Source organism: Pseudomonas marvdashtae (assembly GCF_014268655.2).
In the GTDB taxonomy this organism is placed as follows: Bacteria; Pseudomonadota; Gammaproteobacteria; order Pseudomonadales; family Pseudomonadaceae; genus Aquipseudomonas; species Aquipseudomonas marvdashtae.
The window spans coordinates 3432031-3454096 of record NZ_JABWQX020000001.1 but is presented as its reverse complement, the minus strand read 5'-3'; the positions used below and the strand labels follow the sequence as shown (position 1 = coordinate 3454096).

Below are 22066 nucleotides of genomic sequence, written 5' to 3'. Positions count from 1 at the left end.
CGTGACTCAGGTCAGCTCACCACGCGATAGCAGGGTACATATTCCGCGCCCCCCGGCAATTTCATCCGGTGCTGGGCGACGAACGCCTGGAGCAGGCGATCGAGGGGTTCCATGATCGCCGGGTCGCCGTGGATCTCGTACGGCCCATGCTCTTCGATCAGGCGGATACCCTTGTCTTTCACGTTGCCGGCGACGATTCCGGAAAACGCCCGGCGCAGGTTGGCGGCCAGTTCGTGGGGCGCAAGGTCGCGGCTCAGGCCCAGGCTGGCCATGTTGGCGTGAGTCGGGTCGAACGGGCGCTGGAAGCCTTCGTCGATCTTCAGCAGCCAGTTGAAGTGGAAGGCGTCGTTGCGCTCGCGGCGGAACTGCTTCACTTCCTTGAGGCCCTGGGTCATCTGCCGCGCCACTTCGGCCGGGTCGTCGATGATGATCTGGTAGTGCTTCTGCGCGGCCTCGCCCAAGGTTGCACCGACGAACGCGTGCAGTTGGTCCAGGTACGGCGCTGCGCTTTTCGGTCCGGTGAGCACGACCGGGAAGGGCAGGTCCTGGTTGGCCGGGTGCATGAGGATGCCCAGCAAGTACAGGAACTCTTCGGCGGTGCCGGCGCCGCCCGGGAAGATGATGATGCCGTGGCCGACGCGCACGAAGGCTTCGAGGCGCTTCTCGATGTCCGGCAGGATCACCAGCTCGTTGACGATCGGGTTTGGCGCTTCGGCGGCAATGATGCCCGGCTCCGTCAGGCCCAGATAGCGGCCGCCCTGGATCCGCTGCTTGGCGTGGGCGATGGTGGCGCCTTTCATCGGGCCTTTCATCACGCCCGGCCCGCAACCGGTGCAGATGTCCAGGCTGCGCAGGCCCAGTTCGTGGCCGACTTTCTTGGTGTATTTGTATTCTTCGGTATTGATCGAGTGGCCGCCCCAGCACACGACGATTTTCGGCTCGACGCCCGGGCGCAGGGTGCGGGCATTGCGCAGCAGGTGGAAGACGTAGTCGCTGATGCCCTGGGACGTACTCAGGTCGATGCGCTGGCTGTCCAGTTCGTTCTCGGTGTAGACGATGTCGCGCAGGGCGCTGAAGAGCATTTCGCGGGTGCTGGCGATCATCTCGCCGTCGACGAACGCGTCGGCCGGCGCGTTCAGCAGCTCCAGGCGCACGCCCCGGTCCTGCTGGTGAATCCGGATCTCGAAGTCCTTGTAGGCTTCCAGGATGGTCTTGGCGTTATCGACATGGGCGCCGGTGTTGAGAATAGCCAGGGCGCACTGGCGGAAAAGATCATAGATGCTGCCGGAACCGGCTTCACTCAGTTGCTGGACTTCGCGCTGGGACAAAGTCTCCAGGCTGCCCTTGGGGCTTACCGAGGCGTTGATTACATGTCTTTGAGTCATTCAGCTTTCCTTGAAAACGATGCCGTACACACGACGAGCGGCATCTTGAAAAAAACGTCCACGCAGAAAGATCGCACGATCCTCGCGGTATCGCCATGGACTTTGATCCGGGTCCTTCGGGTTGGTTGCCTCACAAAATGAGCCCCAGCATAGCTAAATCGACCGGGCAGGCGATAATGCGCGAGTCTTTTCACGCCACACAAGGAAATTGCGACGCGATGTTCGAGATCAAACCGTGGGACGCGGCGGCCTACCGGCAGCAGACGCGGCGCAGCACCCTCATCATTGCGGTGGTGTTCCTGGCGCTGGCGATGCTGCTGTCCACCCTGGCCGTGATGCTGTTCGGAACCCCTGGGGGTGATAATTTTCGTTTCAACGTGGGCGGGGTATTCGCTGCGGTGCTGGTGATGGCAGGACTGATGCGCGTGTATTTCTGGTCCCAGCCTTGGATGGCGGCGGCGGTCTACGGCTGGCAACTCAAGCGCAGCCTGATGAGCATCACCAATGTGATGCACCAGGTGAAAGCCGGCGTGCAGGCGCAAGACCCGGCGGCGATGAAGCTGTTGCGGTTCTATCATTTGGGCCTGACCCAGATGCACCAGCTGGACGCCAATTCCAGTGAGCAGGCCTCCCTGAATCGCGAAGCCGACGAGCATCAGCAAAAGATGCAGGCGCTGGGCCTGGACCCGGAGCAATTGCGCCTGGATCCCTCTTGGATCGATACGGTGAAACAGGCCTACAGCGCTCGCGAATAACCGCCGCTCGTCGCTTGCCCAAAGGGAAAAATCAAACCTCGAACCTTGGCCGCTTTTCTCATGAACAATCATGGAAAGGAGAGTCGAGATGTCAGGCAAGATCGTTCATGGAACCTGGGCCATGCTGTGCGCGGCGACGGTGGGACTGGCGGGCTGCGCGGGTGGCAATAGCGATTCAGCGGTGGACGCCCCGGGCGCCGCGAAGAGTCCGACCACCGCGACGCTGGAAGCGGGGGCGGGGATCATGCAGAACAAGCCTCCGTTGCAGGCGTTGGATACCTATCTGGATGGCTTTCATTTTTACAACGGGCGAATGTCCGGGCAAATGGAAGCGCATCACTACTGCACGGCGTTGAACGAAGAGGTGTTCCAGTGTGCGATCTTCGATGCCAACAGCGCCAATGCCAAGCTGATGGGCGTGGAATACATCATCAGCAAGCGGCTGTTCGAAGGCTTGCCGGCCAGCGAGAAGCAGCTGTGGCACAGCCATGTGCACGAGGTGAAGTCGGGGCAGTTGGTTGCGCCGGGCATACCCGAAGTGGCAGAGACCCGCTTGATGAAAAACCTCGTCAGCACCTACGGCAAGACCTGGCACACCTGGCACACCGAACAAGGCAATGCGCTGCCTTACGGCGTTCCGCAGTTGATGATGGGCTTCACCGCCGATGGCCAGATCGACCCGCAGCTGGTCCGTGAGCGCGACCGCCGGATGGGCATCGACAGCGAAGCGAAAAAACGCGCCCGCGCTGGTATCAACGCGCCGACGATCGATCCGGGCGCGGATGCCTGGCAGAAGGGGCAGGTGTGGCAGATCAAGGATCCGACGGGGCATGCCCACTGAAAGCGAATCTGCTGGATGCTTTTGTGGTGAGGGGATTTATCCCCGTTGGACCGCGAAGCGGTCCCCAGACTACTACTCCGATGAGTTGATCGTTCCCACGCTCTGCGTGGGAACGCATCCCGTGACGCTCTGCGTCACCCTCCGTAAGCGGAACGCGGAGCGTCCCTGGCGATATTCCCACGCAGGAGCGTGGGAACGATCGATGTATGTGTTTATTGAATAATTATCAGGGCTGCTGTGCAGCCCAGCGGGAGATATATAGGCTGGGAGTTGGTCAGGGCGGGTCTATATAGGCTACGGCTGTTTAAAGTGCCCCGGCACATCATGTTCCGTTTCGTTTGGCTTGGTTCTTTTCTGAACTTGAACGTCAGTTATCTTGACGCTCTTTAGTTCTGCAAACGTAACCCTCAGAAGTGCCTCGGCTTTTTTGGGGCTGAGAGTCTCGGCATCGTACTCCAGCACCCGGTTGTCGGGTTGGCCGTCGGCGATGAAACTGACGATGAATCGATCCTGGCTCATGCGTGACCTCGACAGGGTTAAGCGCCAGGGCGCGGTCAGGCCGCGCCCCAACGGTTCTCCAGCTTACGATTTCCTGCCACCGCCATGGCTGCGTTCGCCACCTTTTTTGCCGGCTTCAGAGGCTTTTTCCCGGTCGTTGGCAAAGTTGCCACCAGAAGCATGTCCGCCTTTCTTGCCGGCTTCGGATGCTTTCTCGCGGTCGTTTGCGAAGTTACCTGGGTTTTTGTTTCCGCTATTAGCCATTTCGAGATTCCTCATTTTGGTTAAGCGAGTAAATCGTGCCTCGCAGTACTGTGAAAGAAAACTGCCCAGGGAAGTTTAAAAAAAACGTTTCGCTGGCGACGAATGGCATCGAGTTGAAAATACCGCAACGTAAAACTTGGACAGCCGTTTCGCTTGAACTTATACAGTATCGATTTTGTTAATAAACCTGGCGCTGGCAAATTGTATTTGTTCATCGTTCCCGGGTTGTTTCAATCCTCGCCGCCGCTGACTTTCCAATGCTTGGCCTCGGCTGGAAACACCACTTGTTCCACGCGGTGGGCAATGCCGAAGGCCAAGGAGTTTTCGGCCGGGATCACGCGCTCCTCCGCGCAGAGACATTTGAAAATATCCAGTTGCGTGGCGGCGCCGGCGGTTTCCTTCACATAGATTTCCACATACCGCGCCACGTCGTTGTCCAGGCTGGACAAGTATTCGCGCAGGCGCGAATGGTCCACCGATTTCTGGCCGAAATACCAATTCATCGGGTGGATCAGAAAGCGTGAGTGCGGGGCGGTGGTGCGGTCGCTGGCGGCGAGGTACATGACGATGCCCATCGACTCGATGTTGCCGGCATTCACCGCTCGTACGGGCACGGGGAGGGACTTGATGAAGGTGTAGAGGGTGAAGCCGAAATTGGTGCTGCCGCCGACCGTAGACAGGTTGAGCATCAGCGAGTCGGCGCCTTTTTCGATGGCTTCCAGGCAGTTGTCCCGGAAGCGTTCGGTGGTTCCCTGGTCGATCTGGCAATGGAAATGGACAATGTGTTCGGACATCTGAAACTCCTCTCGGCTTGACGCGGTGACGAGTCTGCGGATCAGCGGCTCTGTACAGTTGGGAGTTCGCCTGCTGTCGGATGTTCCACTGTGTCGCGGGCAAATCCAGAGCGGTCACTCATCCAGCGCTTCGCTCAACAGGCTTCGACCGCTTGGGTCATGCGTTGCAGGAACATCGTCAGCGCGGCTTCTTGCGCACTCAGGCCTTTGCGCACCCGAGGTTTAGGCAGTTCGCGCAGGACACCGCGCATGAATCCTTCCAACACGGCGGGGTGGATGTAGCATTTGCGACAGACGGCGGGCGTGTTGCCCAACTGCCGTGCGACCTGCCTGACCATCTCGGCGACATGGCGCTTGGCTTCGGTTTCGGTCTCCCATTGCAACGTCCGCAGCCCGTCCAGCGCCGCGGCGCTGCCGGCCCAGGTGCGATAATCCTTGGCGGTGAAGTCCGCGCCAGTGAGCGTCTTGAGGTAGGCGTTGATATCCGAAGACGTGATGGCGTGACGCTCGCCGTTCTCGTCCAGGTATTGAAAAAGGTTTTGTCCGGGAATTTCCTGGCAGCGCTTGACGATTCGCGCCAGGCGCCGGTCTTTTACGGTGATCTGGTGTTCGACGCCACTCTTGCCGCGGAACTGGAACGCGATGGCGCTGCCGTTGACCTCGACGTGCTTGTTGCGCAGGGTGGTCAAGCCATAGGAGCGGTTGTCCCGGGCATATTGCGTGTTGCCGACGCGGATCAGCGTCACGTCGAGCAAGGTGATGACCGTCGCCATGACTTTATCGCGGCTGAAACCGGGTGTGGCGAGGATTTCCTCCAGGCGTTTGCGCAAGCGGGGCAGGGTGCGTCCGAATTCCAGCATGCGTGAATACTTGTCGGCATCGCGCACTTCGCGCCAGCGCGAATGATAGCGGTACTGCTTGCGTCCCCGAGCGTCGCGCCCGGTGGCCTGGATATGGCCGCGCGGGTCGGTGCAGATCCACACATCGGTGTAGGCCGGCGGAACGGCAAGGGCGTTGATGCGCTGGATTTCGGCAGGGTCGGTAAGGCGCTGGCCCGACGGGTCGAAATAGCAGAACTTGCCGCGCAATTTCTTGCGGGTGATGCCCGGGGCGGTGTCATCGACATAGTGGAGGTCGGCCGGGAGTGCATCGGGCAGTAGCGTGTCGGGCATGATTGATCCTTGGCGACGAATTCAGTGGCCTGTGAATTCATTGACCGCTGCCCGTTGCGGTCGTGCCGAGATTCTGCTGTCGCCCCAATCCTAGGTTCTACGCCAACACCGCCACTGCCTTGATCTGCGCCCACAGCACCTGGCCGGGTTGAAGCTTTAACTGGTCCCGGGAGTAACGGGTGATGCGCGCCAGCAGCGGCGTGCCGGCGGCTTCCAGTCGGATCAGGACATGGGCGGCGTTGTCGCCGGCCAGTTCGCTGACCACCGTGACCGGCAACCGATTGAGGATGCTGGTCTGCGCGTCGTTCGCCAGGCTCAGGCTGACGTCCCGGGCCTGGACCTTGAAGCGCAGCGGCTGGCCGACAGCCATTGGCTGATGGGCGACGCGCACCTGGAGCTGGCTGCCGGGCAGTGTCAAGGTGAGCAATTGGTACGCGGGGTCATAGCCGCTGACGCTGCCCTGGATTACCACGCCCGCGTCATCGCCTTGAGCCAGGGGCAGGTCGAGCCGGGCCAGGGTTTCGCCGATCGGGCCGCTGGCCAGGGCGCGGCCGGCGTCGAGCAGGACGATGTGATCAGCCAGGCGCGCCACTTCGTCCTGGGAATGGCTGACGTAGAGGATCGGTATGTCCAGCTCGTCATGCAGCCGTTGCAGGTACGGCAGGATTTCATTCTTGCGCCGCGTATCGAGAGCCGCCAGCGGCTCATCCATCAGCAACAAGCGGGGGCTGGTGAGCAGGGCGCGGGCGATGCCCACGCGCTGGCGTTCGCCGCCGGACAGGTTGTACGGTCGCCGGTCGAGCAAATGACCGATGCCCAGCAGTTGCGTCGCGTGGTCCATGTCCACGCGTCGCTGCGCCGGTGCCACCCGCTTGAGACCGAACGAAAGGTTGTCGCTTACCGAAAGGTGCTCGAACAGGCTTGCCTCCTGGAAGACGTACCCCAACGCGCGTTGATGGGGCGGCACGAATACGCCGCGCTCGCTGTCCTGCCACACCTGGCCATTGACCTCGATGAAACCCTGCGCCGGCCGCTCCAACCCGGCGATGCAGCGCAGGCACGTGGTCTTGCCGGAGCCGGACTCGCCATACAGCGCCGTCACGCCATTGCCGGGCAGCCGCACGTCCAGGTCCAGGGAAAAATCTCCATGGCTGAGTTGAAATTTCGCCTGGATCATCGATCAGCTCCAACCTGCGCGTGCCCGGCGGCTGGAGTACAACGCCAGCAGCACCAGGAAGGAAAACACCAACATCGCCGCCGCCAGCCAGTGGGCTTGGGCGTACTCGAGGGCTTCGACATGGTCGTAGATCTGCACCGACACCACCCGCGTCTTTTCCGGGATGTTGCCGCCGATCATCAGCACCACGCCAAATTCGCCGACGGTGTGGGCGAAACCGAGAATCGCCGCAGTGATGAAGCCGGGCCGGGCCAGGGGCACGACCACGCTGAAAAACGTGTCCCAGGGGCCGGCGCGCAGGGTGGCGGCGACTTCCAGCGGACGACTGCCGATGGCGGAAAAAGCGTTCTGCAACGGCTGCACCACAAAGGGCATGGAGTAAATGACCGAGCCAATCACCAGTCCGGTAAAGCTGAAGGTGAGGGTGCCCAACCCGAGCGCTTGGGTAAACTGGCCGATCCAGCCATTGGGTCCTAACGCCAGCAGCAGATAGAAGCCGATAACTGTGGGCGGCAGCACCAGCGGAAGGGCGACTACCGCGCCCACAGGCCCGCGCAGCCATGACCGGGTGCGCGACAGCCACAGGGCAATGGGCGTGCCGATGAGCAGCAGGATGACCGTGGTCAGCGACGCCAGTTTCAGGGTCAGCCAGATGGCGGCGTAGTCGGCACTGGTCAGCGGCATTTAGCGTTGATAACCGTAGGCTTGGATGATCGCGGCGGCTTTTGGGCCCTTGAGATATTCCAACAATGCGAGCGCGGCGGGGTTGTCCCGGCCTTTGCCGAGAATCACCGCGTCCTGCTTGATCGGATCATGCAGCTCGGGCGGGACGATCCACGCTGAACCGCTCGCCAGCTTGCCGTCCTTGTACACCTGGGACAGGGCCACGAAGCCCAACTCGGCATTGCCCGTGGAGACAAATTGATAGGCCTGGGTAATGTTCTGGCCTTCGACGATTTTGCTTTTGACTTGCGCGGTCAACCCAAGTTTTTCCAGTACCTGAGTGGCGGCCAGGCCGTAGGGCGCGGCTTTCGGGTTGGCGATGGACAGATGCTGGAATCCGTTCTCGCGCAGGACTTGGCCCTCGCTGTCGACATAACCGGCCTTGGCCGACCATAACGCCAGCGTGCCGATGGCGTAGGTGAAGCGCGAGCCCTTGAGCGTATCGCCTTCGCTTTCCAGCCTGGCCGGCGTCGTGTCGTCGGCGGCGAGGAAGACCTCGAACGGCGCGCCGTTCTTGATCTGGGTGTAGAACTGCCCGGTCGCGCCGAAGGCGGCTGTCAGTTTGTGGCCGGTGTCCTTTTCAAAATCGCTGGCGATAGCTTGCATCGGCGCGGTGAAGTTGGACGCAACGGCGACCTGGACTTCCTCGGCTTGGGCAGCGCCAATGGCCAGCAGCGGGATCAGCAGCAACGGCGCAAAGCGGGTGAGGCGCATGAAAGAGGCTCCGTGGGGCGGTATCGCTATATAGCGGAATATATAGCGAATACACCACAAACGGAACGCTGCATTTGCGGGAGCGGCCTTGCTCGTGTAGACGTCGCCGTCCAGTCAGCCCTTGAAACGGGCCAGCGCTTCCTCGGCCAAGCGCCGGGTCAGCTCGCCGCTCGACAGCTCGCGACCCATGGGAAAAGCCTGGCCGGCCCAGAGATTGGCGAAGTCCGCGTCATCCTTGGCACGCAGGGGCATCAATGCACCGCCCGCCAGAGGAAAGGCCGGCGCGAGCGGGCTCATTGGGCCGACTTCACGCATCACCCGGTTGACGATGCCCCGGGCGGGGCGACCGGTGAACAGGTTGGTGATGGCGGTCTGGCTTTCCTTGGCCGTGTGCAGCGCCCGGCGATGGGAGTCGCTGATCTTGGCTTCTGGCGTGAACAGATAGGCGCTGCCCAGTTGCACCGCCGACGCGCCAAGGGCAAACGCCGCGACGATTCCCCGTGCATCGCCAATACCACCGGTGGCGATCACCGGCACTTTCACCGCGTCCACCACCTGTGGCAGCAAGGCGAACAGGCCCACCTGGGTGTTGAGGTCGTCGCTCAAGAACATCCCGCGATGCCCGCCGGCTTCATAGCCCATGGCGATGATCGCGTCGCAACCGTGCTGTTCGAGCCAAATCGCTTCGTCGACGGTGGTGGCCGAAGAGAGGATTTTCGCCCCGGTGGCCTTGACCCGATCCAGCAACGATTTTTCCGGCAGGCCGAAATGAAAGCTCACCACCCTGGGGCGCATTTCTTCCAGCACCCGGCAGGCCGCATCGTCGAACGGAGTGCGATTTGACACGGGTGTCGGCGCCTCGAAATCGGCGCCCAGCTCTTGGTAATAAGGCTTGAGGTGTTGCTTCCAGGCCTCGGCCCGCTGCGCGTCGAACGCCGGTGGCTGGTGGCAGAAAAAATTCACGTTGAAGGGTTTGTCGGTCTGTTCGCTGATCGTCGTCAGCGCCTGGCGCAGTTGCTCCACATCCAGCATTGCCGCCGGCATCGAGCCCAGCCCCCCGGCATTGCAGGTGGCGACCACCATGGCCGGACCGGTCACCCCGGCCAGCGGCCCCTGGATGATGGGAAGCTCGATCCCGAGCAGGTCAACAATGCGCGTGTCTGGCCACTGGCTCATGTACGGGTCTCCGACGGCAGAAGGAAACAACGCTTTTAGCAGGAGTGACCCGGCCGAGGCCAGTCGAGTTTTTCAATCGGTACGCGGGGTTGTTCCTGGCGATGGGATGGGTACCATGCGGCTTCACTCATCAAGGAGCCTGACCCATGGATGTGAAACTCAAGACAGTCGAACCGTTCACCGTTGCCGGCTTGCAGGTGCGCACCCGCAACTCCGAGGAGCAACAGGGCGACACGGCCAGGATCGGCCCGATGTGGCAGCGGTTCTTCACCGAAGGGCTGTTCGACCAGATCCCGGCCAGGCAGTCGGAATCGTTCGTCTATGGGGTGTACTCCGACTATGAGTCCGACGCCACCGGCTACTTCAACGTGACTGCCGGTGTGCAGGTCGATGCCACCAGCGCAGGCTACCCCGCCGTTAACGTCGAGGGCGGGGATTACCTGGTGTTCTCGGCCAAGGGGCCGATGCCTGACTGCGTGATCGAGGCTTGGGGCTTGATCTGGGCGTATTTCGCCGATAACCCGCAGACCCTGCGTCGTTTCACCACCGATTTCGAGGTGTACAACGCCCCCGACTCGGTCGCGATCTACATCGGCGTTCAGTCTTCGGACGAGCGTTCAAGCGCCAGCAACTGACGCTTGCGCTCGACGCCCCAGCGATAGCCCGACAGGTTGCCGTCGCTGCGCACCACCCGGTGACAGGGGATCGCCACCGCGAGGCTGTTGGCGCCGCAGGCCTGGGCCACGGCGCGCACCGCCTTGGGCAGGCCGATGCGCTGGGCGATCTCGGCGTAGCTGGCGGTGCTGCCTGGCGGGATCTCCCGCAGGGCTTGCCAGACCCGCTCCTGGAAAGCGGTGCCGCGTAGATCCAGTGGCAGGTCCAGCCCCAGCGCCGGTGCTTCGATGAAGCCCACCACCTGGGCAATCAATTGCTCGAATTCCCGGTCGGCACCAATGAGGTTGGCGCGACGGAATTTGTCTTGCAGGTCGCGCACCAGGACATCCGGGTCGTCCCCCAGCAGGATCGCGCACACGCCTCGCTCGCTTTGCGCCACCAGGATCGCCCCGAGGGAGCACTGGCCGACGGCGAAGCGAATGTCGGTGTTCTGCCCGGCGGCGCGGTAGTCGGCGGGTTTCATGCCGAGGACTTTATCGGCGGCTTCATAAAACCGGCTGTTGGAATTGAACCCCGCGTCGTACAGCGCTTCGGTGACTGTCCCGGCATCGGCCAGGCGTTCGCGCACTTTGCGTGAGCGGTGGGCGGCGGCATAGGCTTTGGGCGTCAGGCCGGTAACGGCCTTGAAGACCCGATGAAAATGGAACGGGCTCAGGCCCGCGGCTTCGGCCAGTTCACTGAGCCCAGGAAGGTTTTCAGCTGCCTCGATCTGCCGGCAAGCGGCCGCGACCCGCGCCGCTTGCTGCGCGGCGATCTGCGTCTGGTCCCTGGCGATGCGTTTGCTGGGACGATACCCGGCTGCCTGGGCCTGTTCCGGCGTATCGAAGAATTCGACGTTGCGCGGGTTGGGCAGGCGCGACAGGCTGCTGGGGTGGCAATAGATGCCGGTGGTTCTCACACCGTAGACGAATTGCCCATCGGCGCGCGGGTCCCGAGCGAGCACGGCGGCCCAACGAGGGTCGAGTTCAGGGGCGAGGGTGTTGGAAGTGTTGTTCATGGTCGTTCTATCCATTGGCCCGTTTTGCCTACAGTAGCGAGCCCGCATGGCGGCAACACTCCGGGTCTTGCGGTTGAATTCGGCACCTTCAGCCGGCGGTGCGAAACGTCAGGTTGATCCGCTGGGCGCCCAGTTGCGGATGCTCTCCCTGCTTGAGTGGCAGCACGCCGTGATAACGCAACCGATCCACGCCGCCCCAGACCACGATGTCACCGTGGAACAGCGGGATCCGCAGGCTTTTATCGCTGCGCTCGAAGCCGCCGAATTGGAACACCGCCGGCAGACCCAGGGACATCGAGACGATAGGGGCACTGAGGGAGCGTTCGTTCTTGTCTTGGTGCAGCGACATCCTCGCGCCGGGCACGTAGCGGTTGATCAGGCAGGCATCGGGTTCGAAATGCTCGAACTGTGCCTGCCGGGCAGCGGCGCGCGCCAGTTCGCGGAAAACCGCCGGCATGTCCGGCCAGGGTTGGCCTGTCTGCGGGTCATGGGCTGTGTAACGGTAGCCGCTGCGGTCAGTGGTCCAGCCGAGCGCGCCGCAGCTGCTCAAGGCGACCGACATGGTAAAGCCGCCGGGCGTGACCATTTGCCGGAACGGTGCGGCCTGCAACACTGCATCCAGCGCCGGCAGCAACCGGTCGAGCCAGGGCAAGGCAAACCCGCGCAGCACGAAGGACTGCTCGCCGATCTGTTCGGCCTGGCCGGGCGTGGTGGGCGCCTGGTCGGCGAACAGGTCCAAGGTGATGGGCGTATTGTCATTGCGCATCATGAAAAATGATCCCGAGTGTATGCCGGCGGCCGCTGAGCACGCGGCTGACGCCGTGGCGCAAGTTCACCCGATAATAACCGCGAACGCCTTTGACGGGGCGCTGGTGCACGGCAAACACCACGGCATCGCCCTGTTTCAGATCGATGACCTGGGGACGCGACTGCATGCGCGGACGTTGCTCGGTCAAGACAAACTCGCCACCGGTAAAGTCCAGGTCCGGTGCCGACAGCAGGATCGCCACCTGCAAAGGGAACACGTGCTCACCGTACAGATCCTGATGCAGGCAGTTGTAATCCTGCGGGCCGTATTGCAACAGCAAGGGCGTGGGACGTTGTTGCCCGGCAGCGTGACAGCGCTGGACGAAATCGGCGTGCTGGTCGGGATATCGTACTGGCAAACCCATGCATTCATTCCAGCGGTTAGCCAGCGGCACCAACAGCGGATACAGCGACTGACGCAGTTGTTGGATGGCCTCAGGCAGCGGGTAACGAAAATACTGGTACTCACCACGGCCGAATCCATGACGCGCCATGATCACCCGGGAACGAAACAGCCCGGGCTGGGCGTACAAGCCACTGAGTTCCAGGCAAAGCGCGGCCGGCAGCAGATTGCGGATGATTGCGCAGCCGTCCAGGTCGAGGCTTTGTTCCAGGGCGGGCCAGTCGAGGTCGGCGATGGGGCGGGGCAGGGGGAGCGTAGGGAACATTATTGCAACCCTTGATGGAAGGACTGCTCAGTCTGGAAAGTGCTGTGTTGTCGGGCACCCCGATTCTTGCGGTATTGAAAAGCTTTTGTGGTGAGGGGATAAATCCCCTCGCCACGGATGCATATGGCTGCGTCTTTAAAGCGCCTTGGTGACCTTGACCTCGCTGATCTCATCGCTCTCGCCATGCAGCTTCTCCAGCTCTGCCTTGGCTTCTTCTTCGGTGCCATCTTGCAACTGCGCGAACTCGAAGCGGCGTTCGCCGTTGAGCTTGTACTTGATCACGTATTTGGTTGTCTGGGCCACGGTCTGTCCTGTCTTTGGCACGGGGCGGCTCAGCTCAGTTTCGAGCTGGAGCGCCGGATGATCTTGATTTTGTGGGTCAGGGTCGGCTTGCGTGTGACGCTGATGGCGCGATGGCTGACGGTGTCGATGGTGATGTTCCAGAAACCGGTGCTAGGCGCGGTAATCTTGGCCGGGAACGTGTCGAATGCGCCGCCATGGTAAGTGTGCCGGCCACCGTTCTTGAAACTACGGAAATTGGCGTCGTTCATCAAACGGATGTTGCACATTTGGGAGCATTCGATAACGACGATATCGTCCTCGTTGAGGTGCTCGCGCTGGTGGATGAATTTCATGGGCGCCTCCAGAAGGGCATTTCTTGCAAATCAAGACGGTAAGGTGGAGCAATAATTATGGCGCGCAGTTTATCAGCACCGCGGGTTAATATCCGTCCCCCGTTCCAGGTGCCGTCCATTTACTGCGCGCGGGATGGATAAAAAAGCGCAGGGCGCCGGAGAAAAACGGCGTTTGCATTGTCGGAGGGTCTTTACCGGAGGAATCATATGAAGCGCAGCGTGTGGGTATTGGCCTTGGCCTTGGGTGGATGTGCATCGGTATCGGACATCAACCAGTCGCCTCCCACCATGAGCGTCATCTCCGGGAAGAAACCCCATGAATACGCCAAGTGCGTGGCCGACAAGTTGCTGAAGACCCGTGGCCCGCTGCAGATGGAGCCGCACAAGAACGGTGTCCGGATGATCGTCCCCGGCAAGCTGTCGGCGCTGCCGGCCGCGGTATTTGACATTGACGAGCGCTCCAGCGGCAGCAGCATCAAGTTGCACGAAAGCATGTCCAACGTGCCGGTGCGCCCGGGTGATGTGCAGGACGCGGCCAACGCTTGCATCTCCGGCTGAGCACGCTCGGCCTGACGAGCAGGCCGGGCATCGGTTAAGCTGCGCCCTCGACAAAAATAATGCCGCCACGGTGAACGTTGGCGGCATTGTCATTTATGGAGTTGAGTCGATGAAACGCGAGCAGGTGCGCGAGCGCCACGCAGAAGGGTTGATCCACGCCACCCATGTGATCCAGAACCCTGGAAGCCCGGGCGAGTGGATCGTATTTTTCAAGAAAAGCGCCGGGCGCAGTTATTTCCTGGTGGATGACCAGGACGAAGTCGAATCTTTCAGCCGGCTCGACGACCTGATCGAGACCCTGAGGGGCTTGGGCATCAAGTTCGCCGAGATCCACATCTAGATTATTTACATACCACTAGCACGCTACGGCTGGTGAAGTTGCCGATGTCGACACCAAGGGTTTTCTCGCTTTCCTTGGCCTGTGGCGTGCCGTCGGTGCCGACGATGCGGTAGCCCGTACCGGCACAGGACGCATCGGCTTTCTCGTAACAAGTCGCCCAGGAGTTGGCCTCGCCCGAGCAATCGATGGTCAGGCCCTGTTCGCCGTTATCCAGATAGGTCTTTTGTGCCGAGGCACAGCCTGCCAAGGCCAGGACTGCGAACAGCGCCAGGATTTTTTTCATGGGATCGTCATCGAGAAGGGGAGGAATGGCGCGAGATTATAGCGAATGGCCATTCCGGTACAGCTAAACCACGCGCCCCATCAAGACAACCTGGCCTCGATGGGGATCGATCGATTACTTCTTGCGGCGATTATTGCGCGCGGGCGCCTGCTCACGCTCCCGAGGGGCCGGGGCAGAGCGTTCGTCCTGGAAAACTGCGGCCACTTCAACCGCCATGGCTTTACTGGGCAGGGGGCCGGCGACTTGTTCACCATGGTAGTTGGTAATCCACCATTGGCCGTCCTTGTCCTGGGTGACCGAATAACCGTTTGCGTTCTGTGTTGCCGACATCTAGCTGCCTCGTTGGCGTGATCAAGGCGGCCATGATACGCCAAATGCTCGCAAACAGCGCTCAGGGGCGTACAGTGGGACCGCTGGAACCATCGGAACGAAAGGGGATTGAACTATCCGACGGTTTATTTCTCTATGATGGCATCGGTTGGCCAGTGCAGGCATTGTAAGGCGCCTGCTGGCTGATTAGACTGCGCCGAAACTCGTACATACCGCCTTTTCAAGGACTTATATGATCAAGAAATGCTTGTTCCCAGCAGCCGGTTACGGTACTCGCTTCCTGCCAGCGACTAAAGCCATGCCCAAGGAAATGCTGCCGGTGGTGAACAAGCCACTGATCCAGTACGGCGTCGAAGAAGCCCTTGACGCAGGCCTGACGGAAATTTCCATCGTCACCGGCCGTGGCAAGCGCGCCCTGGAAGACCATTTCGACATCAGCTACGAGCTGGAAAACCAGATCAAGGGCACCGACAAGGAGAAATACCTGGTCGGCATTCGCAAACTGCTGGACGAGTGCTCGTTCTCCTACACCCGTCAGACTGAAATGAAAGGCCTGGGCCACGCGATCCTGACCGGCCGCCCGCTGATCGGTGACGAACCGTTCGCCGTGGTGCTGGCGGATGACTTGTGCGTCAACCTGGAAGGCGACGGCGTACTGACCCAGATGGTCAAGCTGTACAAGCAGTTCCGCTGCTCTATCGTGGCGATCCAGGAAGTCGATCCGCAGGAAACCAACAAGTACGGCGTGATCGCGGGTGAAATGATCCGCGACGACATCTACCGCGTTCACAGCATGGTTGAAAAGCCGAAGCCGGAAGACGCCCCGTCGAACCTGGCGATCATTGGTCGTTACATCCTGACCCCGGACATCTTCGACCTGATCGAACAGACCGAGCCAGGCAAGGGCGGTGAAATCCAGATCACCGACGCCCTGATGAAACAAGCCCAGAATGGCTGCGTGATGGCGTACAAGTTCAAGGGCAAGCGTTTCGACTGTGGCGGCGCCGAAGGCTACATCGACGCGACCAACTTCTGCTTCGAGAATTTCTACAAGACCGGCAAGGCTTACTGATAGCCTGCGCCATGCCTTGAAAAAAAACGCCCCGCCTGGTTCGGGGCGTTTTTTTGCCTGCCGTTCCAGGCGCTGAATTCCCGTGGCGAGGGAGCTTGCTCCCGTTGGGCGCGAAGCGCCCCGTTGAATTGCGTCTGCTTCGCAGCCGAGCGGGAGCAAGCCCTCGCCACAAAGGCGACCTGCAAAATGCCGGTTGGCTTTTGCGCTTGCGCCCCCATAATCATTTCCATCGCTGCCCAATCTGGCTGCTCCCATGCAGGAACAGCAGGTATGCTGATGACCTGCCGAAGGAGATAGAAGATGGCCTACGATTTTGATCTGTATGTGATTGGCGCCGGTTCCGGCGGTGTGCGGGCGGCGCGGTTTGCCGCCGGTTTCGGCGCGAAGGTGGCCGTGGCGGAAAGCCGTTACCTGGGCGGTACGTGCGTGAACGTGGGCTGCGTGCCGAAAAAACTGCTGGTCTACGGCGCGCATTACGCCGAGGACTTCGAGCAGGCGTCAGCCTATGGTTGGACGGCAGGCGAGGCAAGTTTCGACTGGGCCACGCTGATCGCCAACAAGGATCGCGAAATCAATCGACTCAACGGCATCTACCGGAACCTGTTGGCCAACAGTGGCGTCACGCTGCATGAAGGCCACGCGAAGATTACCGGTCCGCACGAAGTCGAGATCAACGGCCAACGCCATACCGCCCAACACATCATGATCGCCACGGGCGGCTGGCCGGTGATTCCGGACATTCCAGGGCGCGAGCATGCCATCGGTTCCAACGAGGCGTTCTTCCTCAAGGAACTGCCCAAGCGCATCCTCGTGGTGGGCGGCGGTTACATTGCGGTGGAGTTCGCCGGGATTTTCCATGGCATGGGCGCGCAAACTTCCTTGCTCTATCGCGGTGACCTGTTCCTGCGCGGCTTCGACGGCGCGGTGCGCAAGCATCTGGCCGAAGAGCTGGAGCGTCGCGGCTTGGATCTGCAGTTCAACGCGGACATCAAGTGCATCGAAAAACTGGAGGATGGCAGCCTGAGGGTAGAGCTCAAGGATGGCAAGACGTTGCTTACCGATTGTGTGTTCTACGCCACCGGCCGGCGCCCCATGCTCGACAACCTCGGCCTGGAGAACACCGGCGTCACGCTGGATGAGAAAGGTTTTGTGCAGGTCAATGAAAAGTACGAGACCGCCGAGCCGTCGATCCTGGCCATTGGCGACGTGATCGGTCGCGTGCAGCTGACACCGGTCGCGCTGGCCGAAGGCATGGCCGTGGCGCGCCGCCTGTTCAAGCCCGAGCAATATCGCCTGGTGGATTACCGGATGATCCCCACGGCCGTGTTCAGCTTGCCGAATATCGGCACCGTTGGCCTGACCGAGGAGCAAGCCCGCGAAGAGGGCTACGAAGTGCAAATCTTCGAAAGCCGTTTCCGGCCGATGAAACTGACCCTCACCGAATGCCAGGAACGCACGCTGATGAAGCTGGTGGTCGATGCCAAGACGGACAAAGTGTTGGGTTGCCATATGGTCGGGCCGGATGCCGGGGAAATCGTCCAAGGACTGGCGATTGCCCTGAAAGCTGGCGCCACTAAGCGCGACTTCGACGAAACCATCGGCGTTCATCCCACCGCCGCCGAAGAATTCGTCACCATGCGTACACCAACCGCCTGACTCAACGTCGTCAAATACAAGGCTGCGATCCATCGGTCCAGCCTTGTGAACTGTTCGTCGATTGCCACGATCAACAGATCGCCACCTTTGGCAGCGCCTACAGATTTCTTCTATCTATATAGATTCCTGATAGCCAAAACCAATCATTCGCATGAGGTTTGCCAATGAGCCTTCAGCGGAATGAGTGGCTAAGATTCACCTCATCAACTTTTCAACCCCTGACGGAGAGTCAACGATGCCTATCATCAACAGCCAAGTTAAACCGTTCAAAGCCACCGCTTTCAAAAACGGCGCTTTCGTCGAAGTCTCGGACGCCGACCTGAAAGGCAAGTGGTCTGTCGTATTCTTCTACCCAGCTGACTTCACCTTCGTTTGCCCAACCGAACTGGAAGACCTGGCCGACAACTACGCCGAATTCCAGAAGCTGGGCGTCGAGATCTACAGCGTTTCGACCGACACTCACTTCGCTCACGCTGCCTGGCACAACACTTCGCCAGCCATCGGCAAGATCCAGTACACCATGATCGGCGACCCGACCCTGACCATCTCCCGCAACTTTGACGTGTTGATCGAAGAAGCTGGCCTGGCTGACCGCGGTACCTTCGTGATTAACCCTGAAGGCCAGATCAAGATCGTTGAAATCAACGACGGTGGTGTAGGCCGTGACGCTTCCGAGCTGCTGCGCAAGATCAAGGCCGCTCAGTACGTAGCTGCTCACCCAGGCGAAGTCTGCCCAGCCAAGTGGAAAGAAGGCGAGGCCACCCTGGCTCCGTCCCTGGACCTGGTCGGCAAGATCTAAGCCAGTGCGTTATCCGAGGGCGATCCGCTCTTAACCAAGTAAGCCGCTTCGCCCCAAAAAACGCCCGGGCGAGATTCGCTCGGGCGTTGTTTTTTCTGAAATTCAAACATGGAAATCGCCCGTATGTTGGACGCCAATCTTAAAGCTCAGTTGAAGTCATACCTGGAACGGGTCACCCAGCCGATCGAGATCGTCGCATCCCTCGACGACGGTGCGAAATCCCAGGAAATGCTCGCGTTACTCAAAGACGTTGCCAGTCTTTCCAACCAGATTACCTTGCTCGACAACGGCACCGATGCGCGCAAGCCATCGTTTTCGTTGAATCGCCCGGGCGCCGATATCAGCCTGCGTTTCGCCGGTATCCCCATGGGGCATGAATTCACTTCGCTGGTGCTGGCCCTGCTGCAAGTCGGTGGCCACCCTTCGAAGGCCAGTGTCGAAGTGATCGAACAGATCCGCTCCCTTAAAGGTGAGTTCAACTTCGAGACATATTTCTCGCTGTCGTGCCAGAACTGCCCGGACGTGGTCCAGGCGCTGAACCTGATGGCGGTGCTGAACCCGAACATCCGTCACGTCGCCATCGACGGTGCGCTGTTCCAGGCCGAAGTCGATGAGCGCCAGATCATGGCCGTGCCGAGCATCTACCTGAACGGTGTCAACTTCGGCCAGGGCCGCATGGGCCTTGAAGAGATTCTCGCCAAGATCGACACCAGCGGCATCGAACGCCAGGCCGAGAAGATCAGCGCCAAGGATGCCTTTGATGTGCTGGTGGTCGGCGGTGGCCCGGCCGGTGCTTCGGCGGCAATCTACGCGGCCCGTAAAGGCATCCGCACTGGCGTTGCGGCCGAGCGTTTTGGCGGCCAGGTGCTCGATACCATGGCCATCGAGAACTTCATCTCGGTCCAGGAAACCGAAGGCCCCAAACTGGCCGTCGCCCTGGAAGAGCACGTCAAGCAGTACGACGTCGACATCATGAACCTGCAACGTGCCGGCGGCCTGGTGCCAGGCAAGGATGGCGGCCTGCATGAAATCAAGTTCGCCAGCGGCGCGAGCCTCAAGGCCAAGACCGTGATCCTGGCGACCGGTGCTCGCTGGCGCGAAATGAACGTGCCGGGCGAACAGCAATATCGCAACAAGGGCGTGGCGTACTGCCCGCACTGCGACGGTCCGCTGTTCAAAGGCAAGCGCGTGGCGGTGATTGGCGGCGGCAACTCCGGCGTCGAAGCGGCGATCGACCTGGCCGGTATCGTGGCTCATGTCACCTTGCTGGAGTTCGACGTCCAACTGCGCGCCGACGCGGTGTTGCAGCGCAAGTTGCACAGCCTGCCGAACGTGACGGTGATCACCAACGCCCAGACCACCGAAGTGACGGGTGACGGGCAGAAGGTCAACGGCCTTCGCTACAAGGACCGTCCAAGCGGTGAAGTGCGCGACGTCGCGCTGGAAGGCATCTTCGTGCAAATCGGCCTGCTGCCTAACACCGATTGGCTCAAGGGCACCGTCGAGCTGTCACCGCGTGGCGAGATCATCGTCGATGCCCGGGGTGAAACCTCGATCCCTGGCGTGTTCGCCGCCGGTGACGTGACCACCGTGCCGTACAAGCAGATCGTCATCGCCGTGGGCGAGGGCGCCAAGGCTTCGCTGAGTGCTTTCGATCACCTGATCCGCACCTCCGCGCCGGCCTGACGCCAGCCGTTGGAAAAACAAAACCCCATGGGCTTCGGCCCATGGGGTTTTTTTATCCGGCGAGGCGTTTACAGCGGTGCGGGCTGGATGATTTCGACCCAGTAGCCGTCCGGGTCCTTGATGAACGCCAGGCTTTTCATGCGGCCATCGCTCAGGCGCTTCTGGAAGTCGCAGCCCAACGCTTCGAAGCGCTCGCAGGCGGCGACGACGTCCGGCACCGAGATGCAGATGTGGCCGAAGCCACGTGGGTCGGTGTTGCCGTTGTGGTAGGCAAATGCCGGGTCGTTTTCGGTGCCATGGTTGTGGGTCAGTTCGAGGATGCCGGGGATCGATTTCATCCACTCGGTACGCGCCGCAGCGTCCGCCGGGATCTGGCTCTTGTCGACCAGCGCAAGGAAATACAGGCTGAATTCGGCTTCCGGGAAATCGCGTTTCTCCACCAGGGAAAAACCCAGCACGCGGGTGTAGAAATCGAGAGACTTGGTGATGTCCTTGACCCGCAGCATGGTGTGGTTGAAGACGAACTTGGCCGTTGCAGCGTCGGGCTGGGCGGTGACGCCAGGGAAAGTGTTGAGTTCGTGCAGGCTCATGGGCCCTCCGGAAAATAAGTGGGGCAAACGGCGTCGCACGCTTGGCGCGACGGTCCTGGGCTTGCGTCAGACGGCTTCCTTGCAGGTGTGTCCATGATACGCAAGGGGGGCGACATCGCCAAACCTGGCTATTGCCTCGCGGTGCGACGCGCTTCAGACTTGACGATTCGTCCGTGAGTGCAACGCAATGTTTCGACCGTTCCTTTCGCTGGTTGTCCCGCTGTTTGTCATCGCTGCAAGTCTTGGGGCCAGTGCGGCCGAACCGCAGGTTACCTGGCCCCAGGGCTGGCTCATCGAGTCGCTCCCTGGCGACGCGTCAGCTCCCGTGACACCACCGGGCACCACCCGGCAGCGTGCGACCAAGAACGACCCTTCAGGCAACGCGGTAATGGTCATGGAGCTGACCGCCACACCCGTGGAGGCCGGTCACCAAGTCAACTTGCAAGGCGTGTTGCTGGAAATGCGCAAATCCATCCAAAAAGATTTTTTTCAAGGCGGATATCAAAGTGCATGCACTAAGATTCACCCTTCCATGTTGGGCGGCGTCAACGCTTTGGAAACCACTTGCACAATCACGCAGAACGGCAGTCATGTATTGTCGCAGACGTTGGTTGCAGCATTAAGCGAGGGGAGCGCCTACGTGTTGTCCTACGCTGGACAGGCGCAGGTATTTGCTGAAAGCCAGGATGAAATACAGTCAGTACGAAATAGCCTGAAACTATAAGACCTTCGGCGTAATGCGCTCGAAGCAAGCCAGAAGTTCAGCCCATAAAAAAGCCCTGAGTCTACGTCAGGGCTTTTGCATTGTAGTGGCTCTCAGCTGCGCAACCAGGAATCAACGGTGCTCGCACCATACTCCTCTTTCCAGGATTTCAAGCCGCGATGGTTGCCGCCCTTGGTTTCGATCAATTCGCCAGTATGCGGGTTCTGGTACACCTTGACGACACGGGCACGCCGGGTCTTCGGCGTCTTGGCCGGCGACAGGCCTGACTTGGATGGATTCGGATCGAGAATCGCGATGATGTCGCGCAGGCCCTTGCCATAAGTCTTCATCAGCCCCTGGAGCTTCTCTTCGAATTCGATTTCTTTCTTGAGCCCGGCGTCATTCTTCAAGGCTTCCAGCTGCGCGAGCTGCTCTTGAAGGGCCTTTTCGGCTTTGCGAAATTCAGCGAGTCTGGACAATATCATTACTCCAATCAAAATATATGGCTGATACCAACCGCAAACAAAGCTATAAGCCCAGCGCCTTGTAGCGACTCGGTGACTAATGTCTCTCCTGCTATCTGGTACAGGCAGAAAAAATTGTAGTAGTTAAACCAAAAAGTGTAAATCGTAACTTTTTCGTTATGTAACAACAGCACGGATTCACCTCAGGCACGCCACCAACGTCAAGACCTTGGCGGCGGAATCTGGCTATTAGATTCATGCTGGTAAGATTATCGAAAGTTATGATCTTGTTCCCCTCGATTTA

The 22066-nt window shown here is 60.4% G+C and carries 28 protein-coding genes; 10 read left to right on the top strand and 18 right to left on the bottom strand.

From position 1 onward, the window contains the following. Positions 1-11: 11 nt before the first annotated feature. Entirely contained in the window at positions 12-1385 is a 1374-nt protein-coding gene (ppnN, locus tag HU742_RS15485) for a nucleotide 5'-monophosphate nucleosidase PpnN (protein ID WP_186641255.1), read from the bottom strand. 218 nt (positions 1386-1603) lie between these two features. Between ppnN and HU742_RS15480 the strand changes: the two genes are divergently transcribed. Beyond that, positions 1604-2140 (top strand): DUF3087 domain-containing protein, encoded by a 537-nt coding sequence (locus tag HU742_RS15480; RefSeq protein ID WP_186641253.1) that lies wholly within the window; start codon positions 1604-1606, stop codon positions 2138-2140. A gap of 88 nt (positions 2141-2228) precedes the next feature. Next, the gene (locus HU742_RS15475; protein WP_186643304.1) at positions 2229-2981 is read left to right on the top strand and encodes an OBAP family protein; all 753 of its coding nucleotides are present in this window, start codon (positions 2229-2231) and stop codon (positions 2979-2981) included. 294 nt (positions 2982-3275) lie between these two features. On the opposite strand, the gene HU742_RS15470 is transcribed toward HU742_RS15475, so the two are convergent. The 8 genes from HU742_RS15470 to HU742_RS15435 form a co-directional block, all read right to left on the bottom strand. Then, positions 3276-3500, bottom strand: a complete 225-nt coding sequence (locus HU742_RS15470; RefSeq protein WP_186643305.1) for a hypothetical protein — start codon at positions 3498-3500, stop codon at positions 3276-3278. A gap of 63 nt (positions 3501-3563) precedes the next feature. Then, a complete protein-coding gene (locus HU742_RS15465) occupies positions 3564-3743 on the bottom strand; it encodes a con-10 family general stress protein (RefSeq protein ID WP_186614672.1) in 180 nt (59 codons plus the stop codon). A gap of 230 nt (positions 3744-3973) precedes the next feature. Then, a complete protein-coding gene (locus HU742_RS15460) occupies positions 3974-4537 on the bottom strand; it encodes an ATP-dependent Clp protease proteolytic subunit (RefSeq protein ID WP_186643306.1) in 564 nt (187 codons plus the stop codon). A gap of 134 nt (positions 4538-4671) precedes the next feature. Then, complete coding sequence (locus HU742_RS15455; RefSeq protein WP_186641247.1) at positions 4672-5709, bottom strand: DNA topoisomerase IB; 1038 nt, start codon at positions 5707-5709, stop codon at positions 4672-4674. A gap of 97 nt (positions 5710-5806) precedes the next feature. Then, the gene (modC, locus tag HU742_RS15450) at positions 5807-6886 is read right to left on the bottom strand and encodes a molybdenum ABC transporter ATP-binding protein (protein ID WP_186643307.1); all 1080 of its coding nucleotides are present in this window, start codon (positions 6884-6886) and stop codon (positions 5807-5809) included. A gap of 3 nt (positions 6887-6889) precedes the next feature. Continuing rightward, a complete protein-coding gene (modB, locus tag HU742_RS15445; protein WP_186641243.1) occupies positions 6890-7570 on the bottom strand; it encodes a molybdate ABC transporter permease subunit in 681 nt (226 codons plus the stop codon). After that, entirely contained in the window at positions 7571-8323 is a 753-nt protein-coding gene (gene modA / locus HU742_RS15440) for a molybdate ABC transporter substrate-binding protein (protein ID WP_186643308.1), read from the bottom strand. A 114-nt stretch (positions 8324-8437) separates the two neighbouring features. Next, positions 8438-9499 (bottom strand): NAD(P)H-dependent flavin oxidoreductase, encoded by a 1062-nt coding sequence (locus tag HU742_RS15435; RefSeq protein WP_186643309.1) that lies wholly within the window; start codon positions 9497-9499, stop codon positions 8438-8440. Positions 9500-9645: 146 nt separating this feature from the next. Here HU742_RS15435 and HU742_RS15430 point away from each other — a divergent pair, with 146 nt between their 5' ends. Then, the gene (locus tag HU742_RS15430; RefSeq protein WP_186643310.1) at positions 9646-10134 is read left to right on the top strand and encodes a GyrI-like domain-containing protein; all 489 of its coding nucleotides are present in this window, start codon (positions 9646-9648) and stop codon (positions 10132-10134) included. Here HU742_RS15430 and ada read toward each other — a convergent pair. The 5 genes from ada to HU742_RS15405 form a co-directional block, all read right to left on the bottom strand. After that, positions 10098-11171, bottom strand: coding sequence for a bifunctional DNA-binding transcriptional regulator/O6-methylguanine-DNA methyltransferase Ada (gene ada / locus HU742_RS15425; protein WP_186641235.1), 1074 nt, complete (start codon positions 11169-11171; stop codon positions 10098-10100). The genes HU742_RS15430 and ada overlap by 37 nt on opposite strands. 88 nt (positions 11172-11259) lie before the next feature. Beyond that, positions 11260-11940 (bottom strand): DNA oxidative demethylase AlkB, encoded by a 681-nt coding sequence (alkB, locus tag HU742_RS15420; protein ID WP_437179885.1) that lies wholly within the window; start codon positions 11938-11940, stop codon positions 11260-11262. After that, on the bottom strand, positions 11927-12646 hold the full coding sequence (locus HU742_RS15415) for a 2OG-Fe(II) oxygenase (RefSeq protein ID WP_186643311.1): 720 nt from the start codon (positions 12644-12646) through the stop codon (positions 11927-11929). The genes alkB and HU742_RS15415 overlap by 14 nt, the downstream gene beginning before the upstream one ends. Positions 12647-12781: 135 nt before the next feature. Beyond that, complete coding sequence (locus HU742_RS15410; RefSeq protein ID WP_186643312.1) at positions 12782-12949, bottom strand: hypothetical protein; 168 nt, start codon at positions 12947-12949, stop codon at positions 12782-12784. Between the two features lie 29 nt (positions 12950-12978). Beyond that, a complete protein-coding gene (locus tag HU742_RS15405; RefSeq protein WP_186614646.1) occupies positions 12979-13281 on the bottom strand; it encodes a DUF1883 domain-containing protein in 303 nt (100 codons plus the stop codon). Positions 13282-13488: 207 nt separating this feature from the next. On the opposite strand from HU742_RS15405, the gene HU742_RS15400 reads away from it, so the two are divergent. Then, a complete protein-coding gene (locus tag HU742_RS15400) occupies positions 13489-13839 on the top strand; it encodes a hypothetical protein (RefSeq protein WP_186614644.1) in 351 nt (116 codons plus the stop codon). A gap of 109 nt (positions 13840-13948) precedes the next feature. Further along, complete coding sequence (locus HU742_RS15395; RefSeq protein ID WP_186614642.1) at positions 13949-14179, top strand: hypothetical protein; 231 nt, start codon at positions 13949-13951, stop codon at positions 14177-14179. A gap of 1 nt (position 14180) precedes the next feature. On the opposite strand, the gene HU742_RS15390 is transcribed toward HU742_RS15395, so the two are convergent. Together HU742_RS15390 and HU742_RS15385 are read right to left on the bottom strand one after the other, a co-directional pair. Further along, positions 14181-14462 carry a hypothetical protein gene (locus HU742_RS15390; protein WP_186641229.1) on the bottom strand — a complete coding sequence of 94 codons (282 nt, stop codon included), beginning with the start codon at positions 14460-14462 and terminating at the stop codon, positions 14181-14183. A 114-nt stretch (positions 14463-14576) separates the two neighbouring features. Then, a complete protein-coding gene (locus tag HU742_RS15385; RefSeq protein WP_186643313.1) occupies positions 14577-14792 on the bottom strand; it encodes a hypothetical protein in 216 nt (71 codons plus the stop codon). Between the two features lie 232 nt (positions 14793-15024). On the opposite strand from HU742_RS15385, the gene galU reads away from it, so the two are divergent. The 4 genes from galU (at position 15025) to ahpF (ending at position 20005) form a co-directional block, all read left to right on the top strand. Then, on the top strand, positions 15025-15864 hold the full coding sequence (gene galU, locus HU742_RS15380; protein WP_003182953.1) for a UTP--glucose-1-phosphate uridylyltransferase GalU: 840 nt from the start codon (positions 15025-15027) through the stop codon (positions 15862-15864). A gap of 300 nt (positions 15865-16164) precedes the next feature. Further along, entirely contained in the window at positions 16165-17520 is a 1356-nt protein-coding gene (gene gorA, locus HU742_RS15375; protein WP_186643314.1) for a glutathione-disulfide reductase, read from the top strand. A gap of 235 nt (positions 17521-17755) precedes the next feature. Beyond that, the gene (gene ahpC, locus HU742_RS15370) at positions 17756-18319 is read left to right on the top strand and encodes an alkyl hydroperoxide reductase subunit C (RefSeq protein WP_020294651.1); all 564 of its coding nucleotides are present in this window, start codon (positions 17756-17758) and stop codon (positions 18317-18319) included. 123 nt (positions 18320-18442) lie between these two features. Then, positions 18443-20005 (top strand): alkyl hydroperoxide reductase subunit F, encoded by a 1563-nt coding sequence (gene ahpF, locus HU742_RS15365; protein ID WP_186643335.1) that lies wholly within the window; start codon positions 18443-18445, stop codon positions 20003-20005. 68 nt (positions 20006-20073) lie between these two features. On the opposite strand, the gene gloA is transcribed toward ahpF, so the two are convergent. Further along, positions 20074-20595 carry a lactoylglutathione lyase gene (gloA, locus tag HU742_RS15360; RefSeq protein WP_186614634.1) on the bottom strand — a complete coding sequence of 174 codons (522 nt, stop codon included), beginning with the start codon at positions 20593-20595 and terminating at the stop codon, positions 20074-20076. Between the two features lie 187 nt (positions 20596-20782). On the opposite strand from gloA, the gene HU742_RS15355 reads away from it, so the two are divergent. After that, positions 20783-21319, top strand: coding sequence for a DUF4946 domain-containing protein (locus tag HU742_RS15355; RefSeq protein WP_186643315.1), 537 nt, complete (start codon positions 20783-20785; stop codon positions 21317-21319). Between the two features lie 92 nt (positions 21320-21411). On the opposite strand, the gene HU742_RS15350 is transcribed toward HU742_RS15355, so the two are convergent. Further along, positions 21412-21777, bottom strand: a complete 366-nt coding sequence (locus tag HU742_RS15350) for a histone-like nucleoid-structuring protein, MvaT/MvaU family (protein ID WP_186641221.1) — start codon at positions 21775-21777, stop codon at positions 21412-21414. Positions 21778-22066 lie beyond the last annotated feature (289 nt).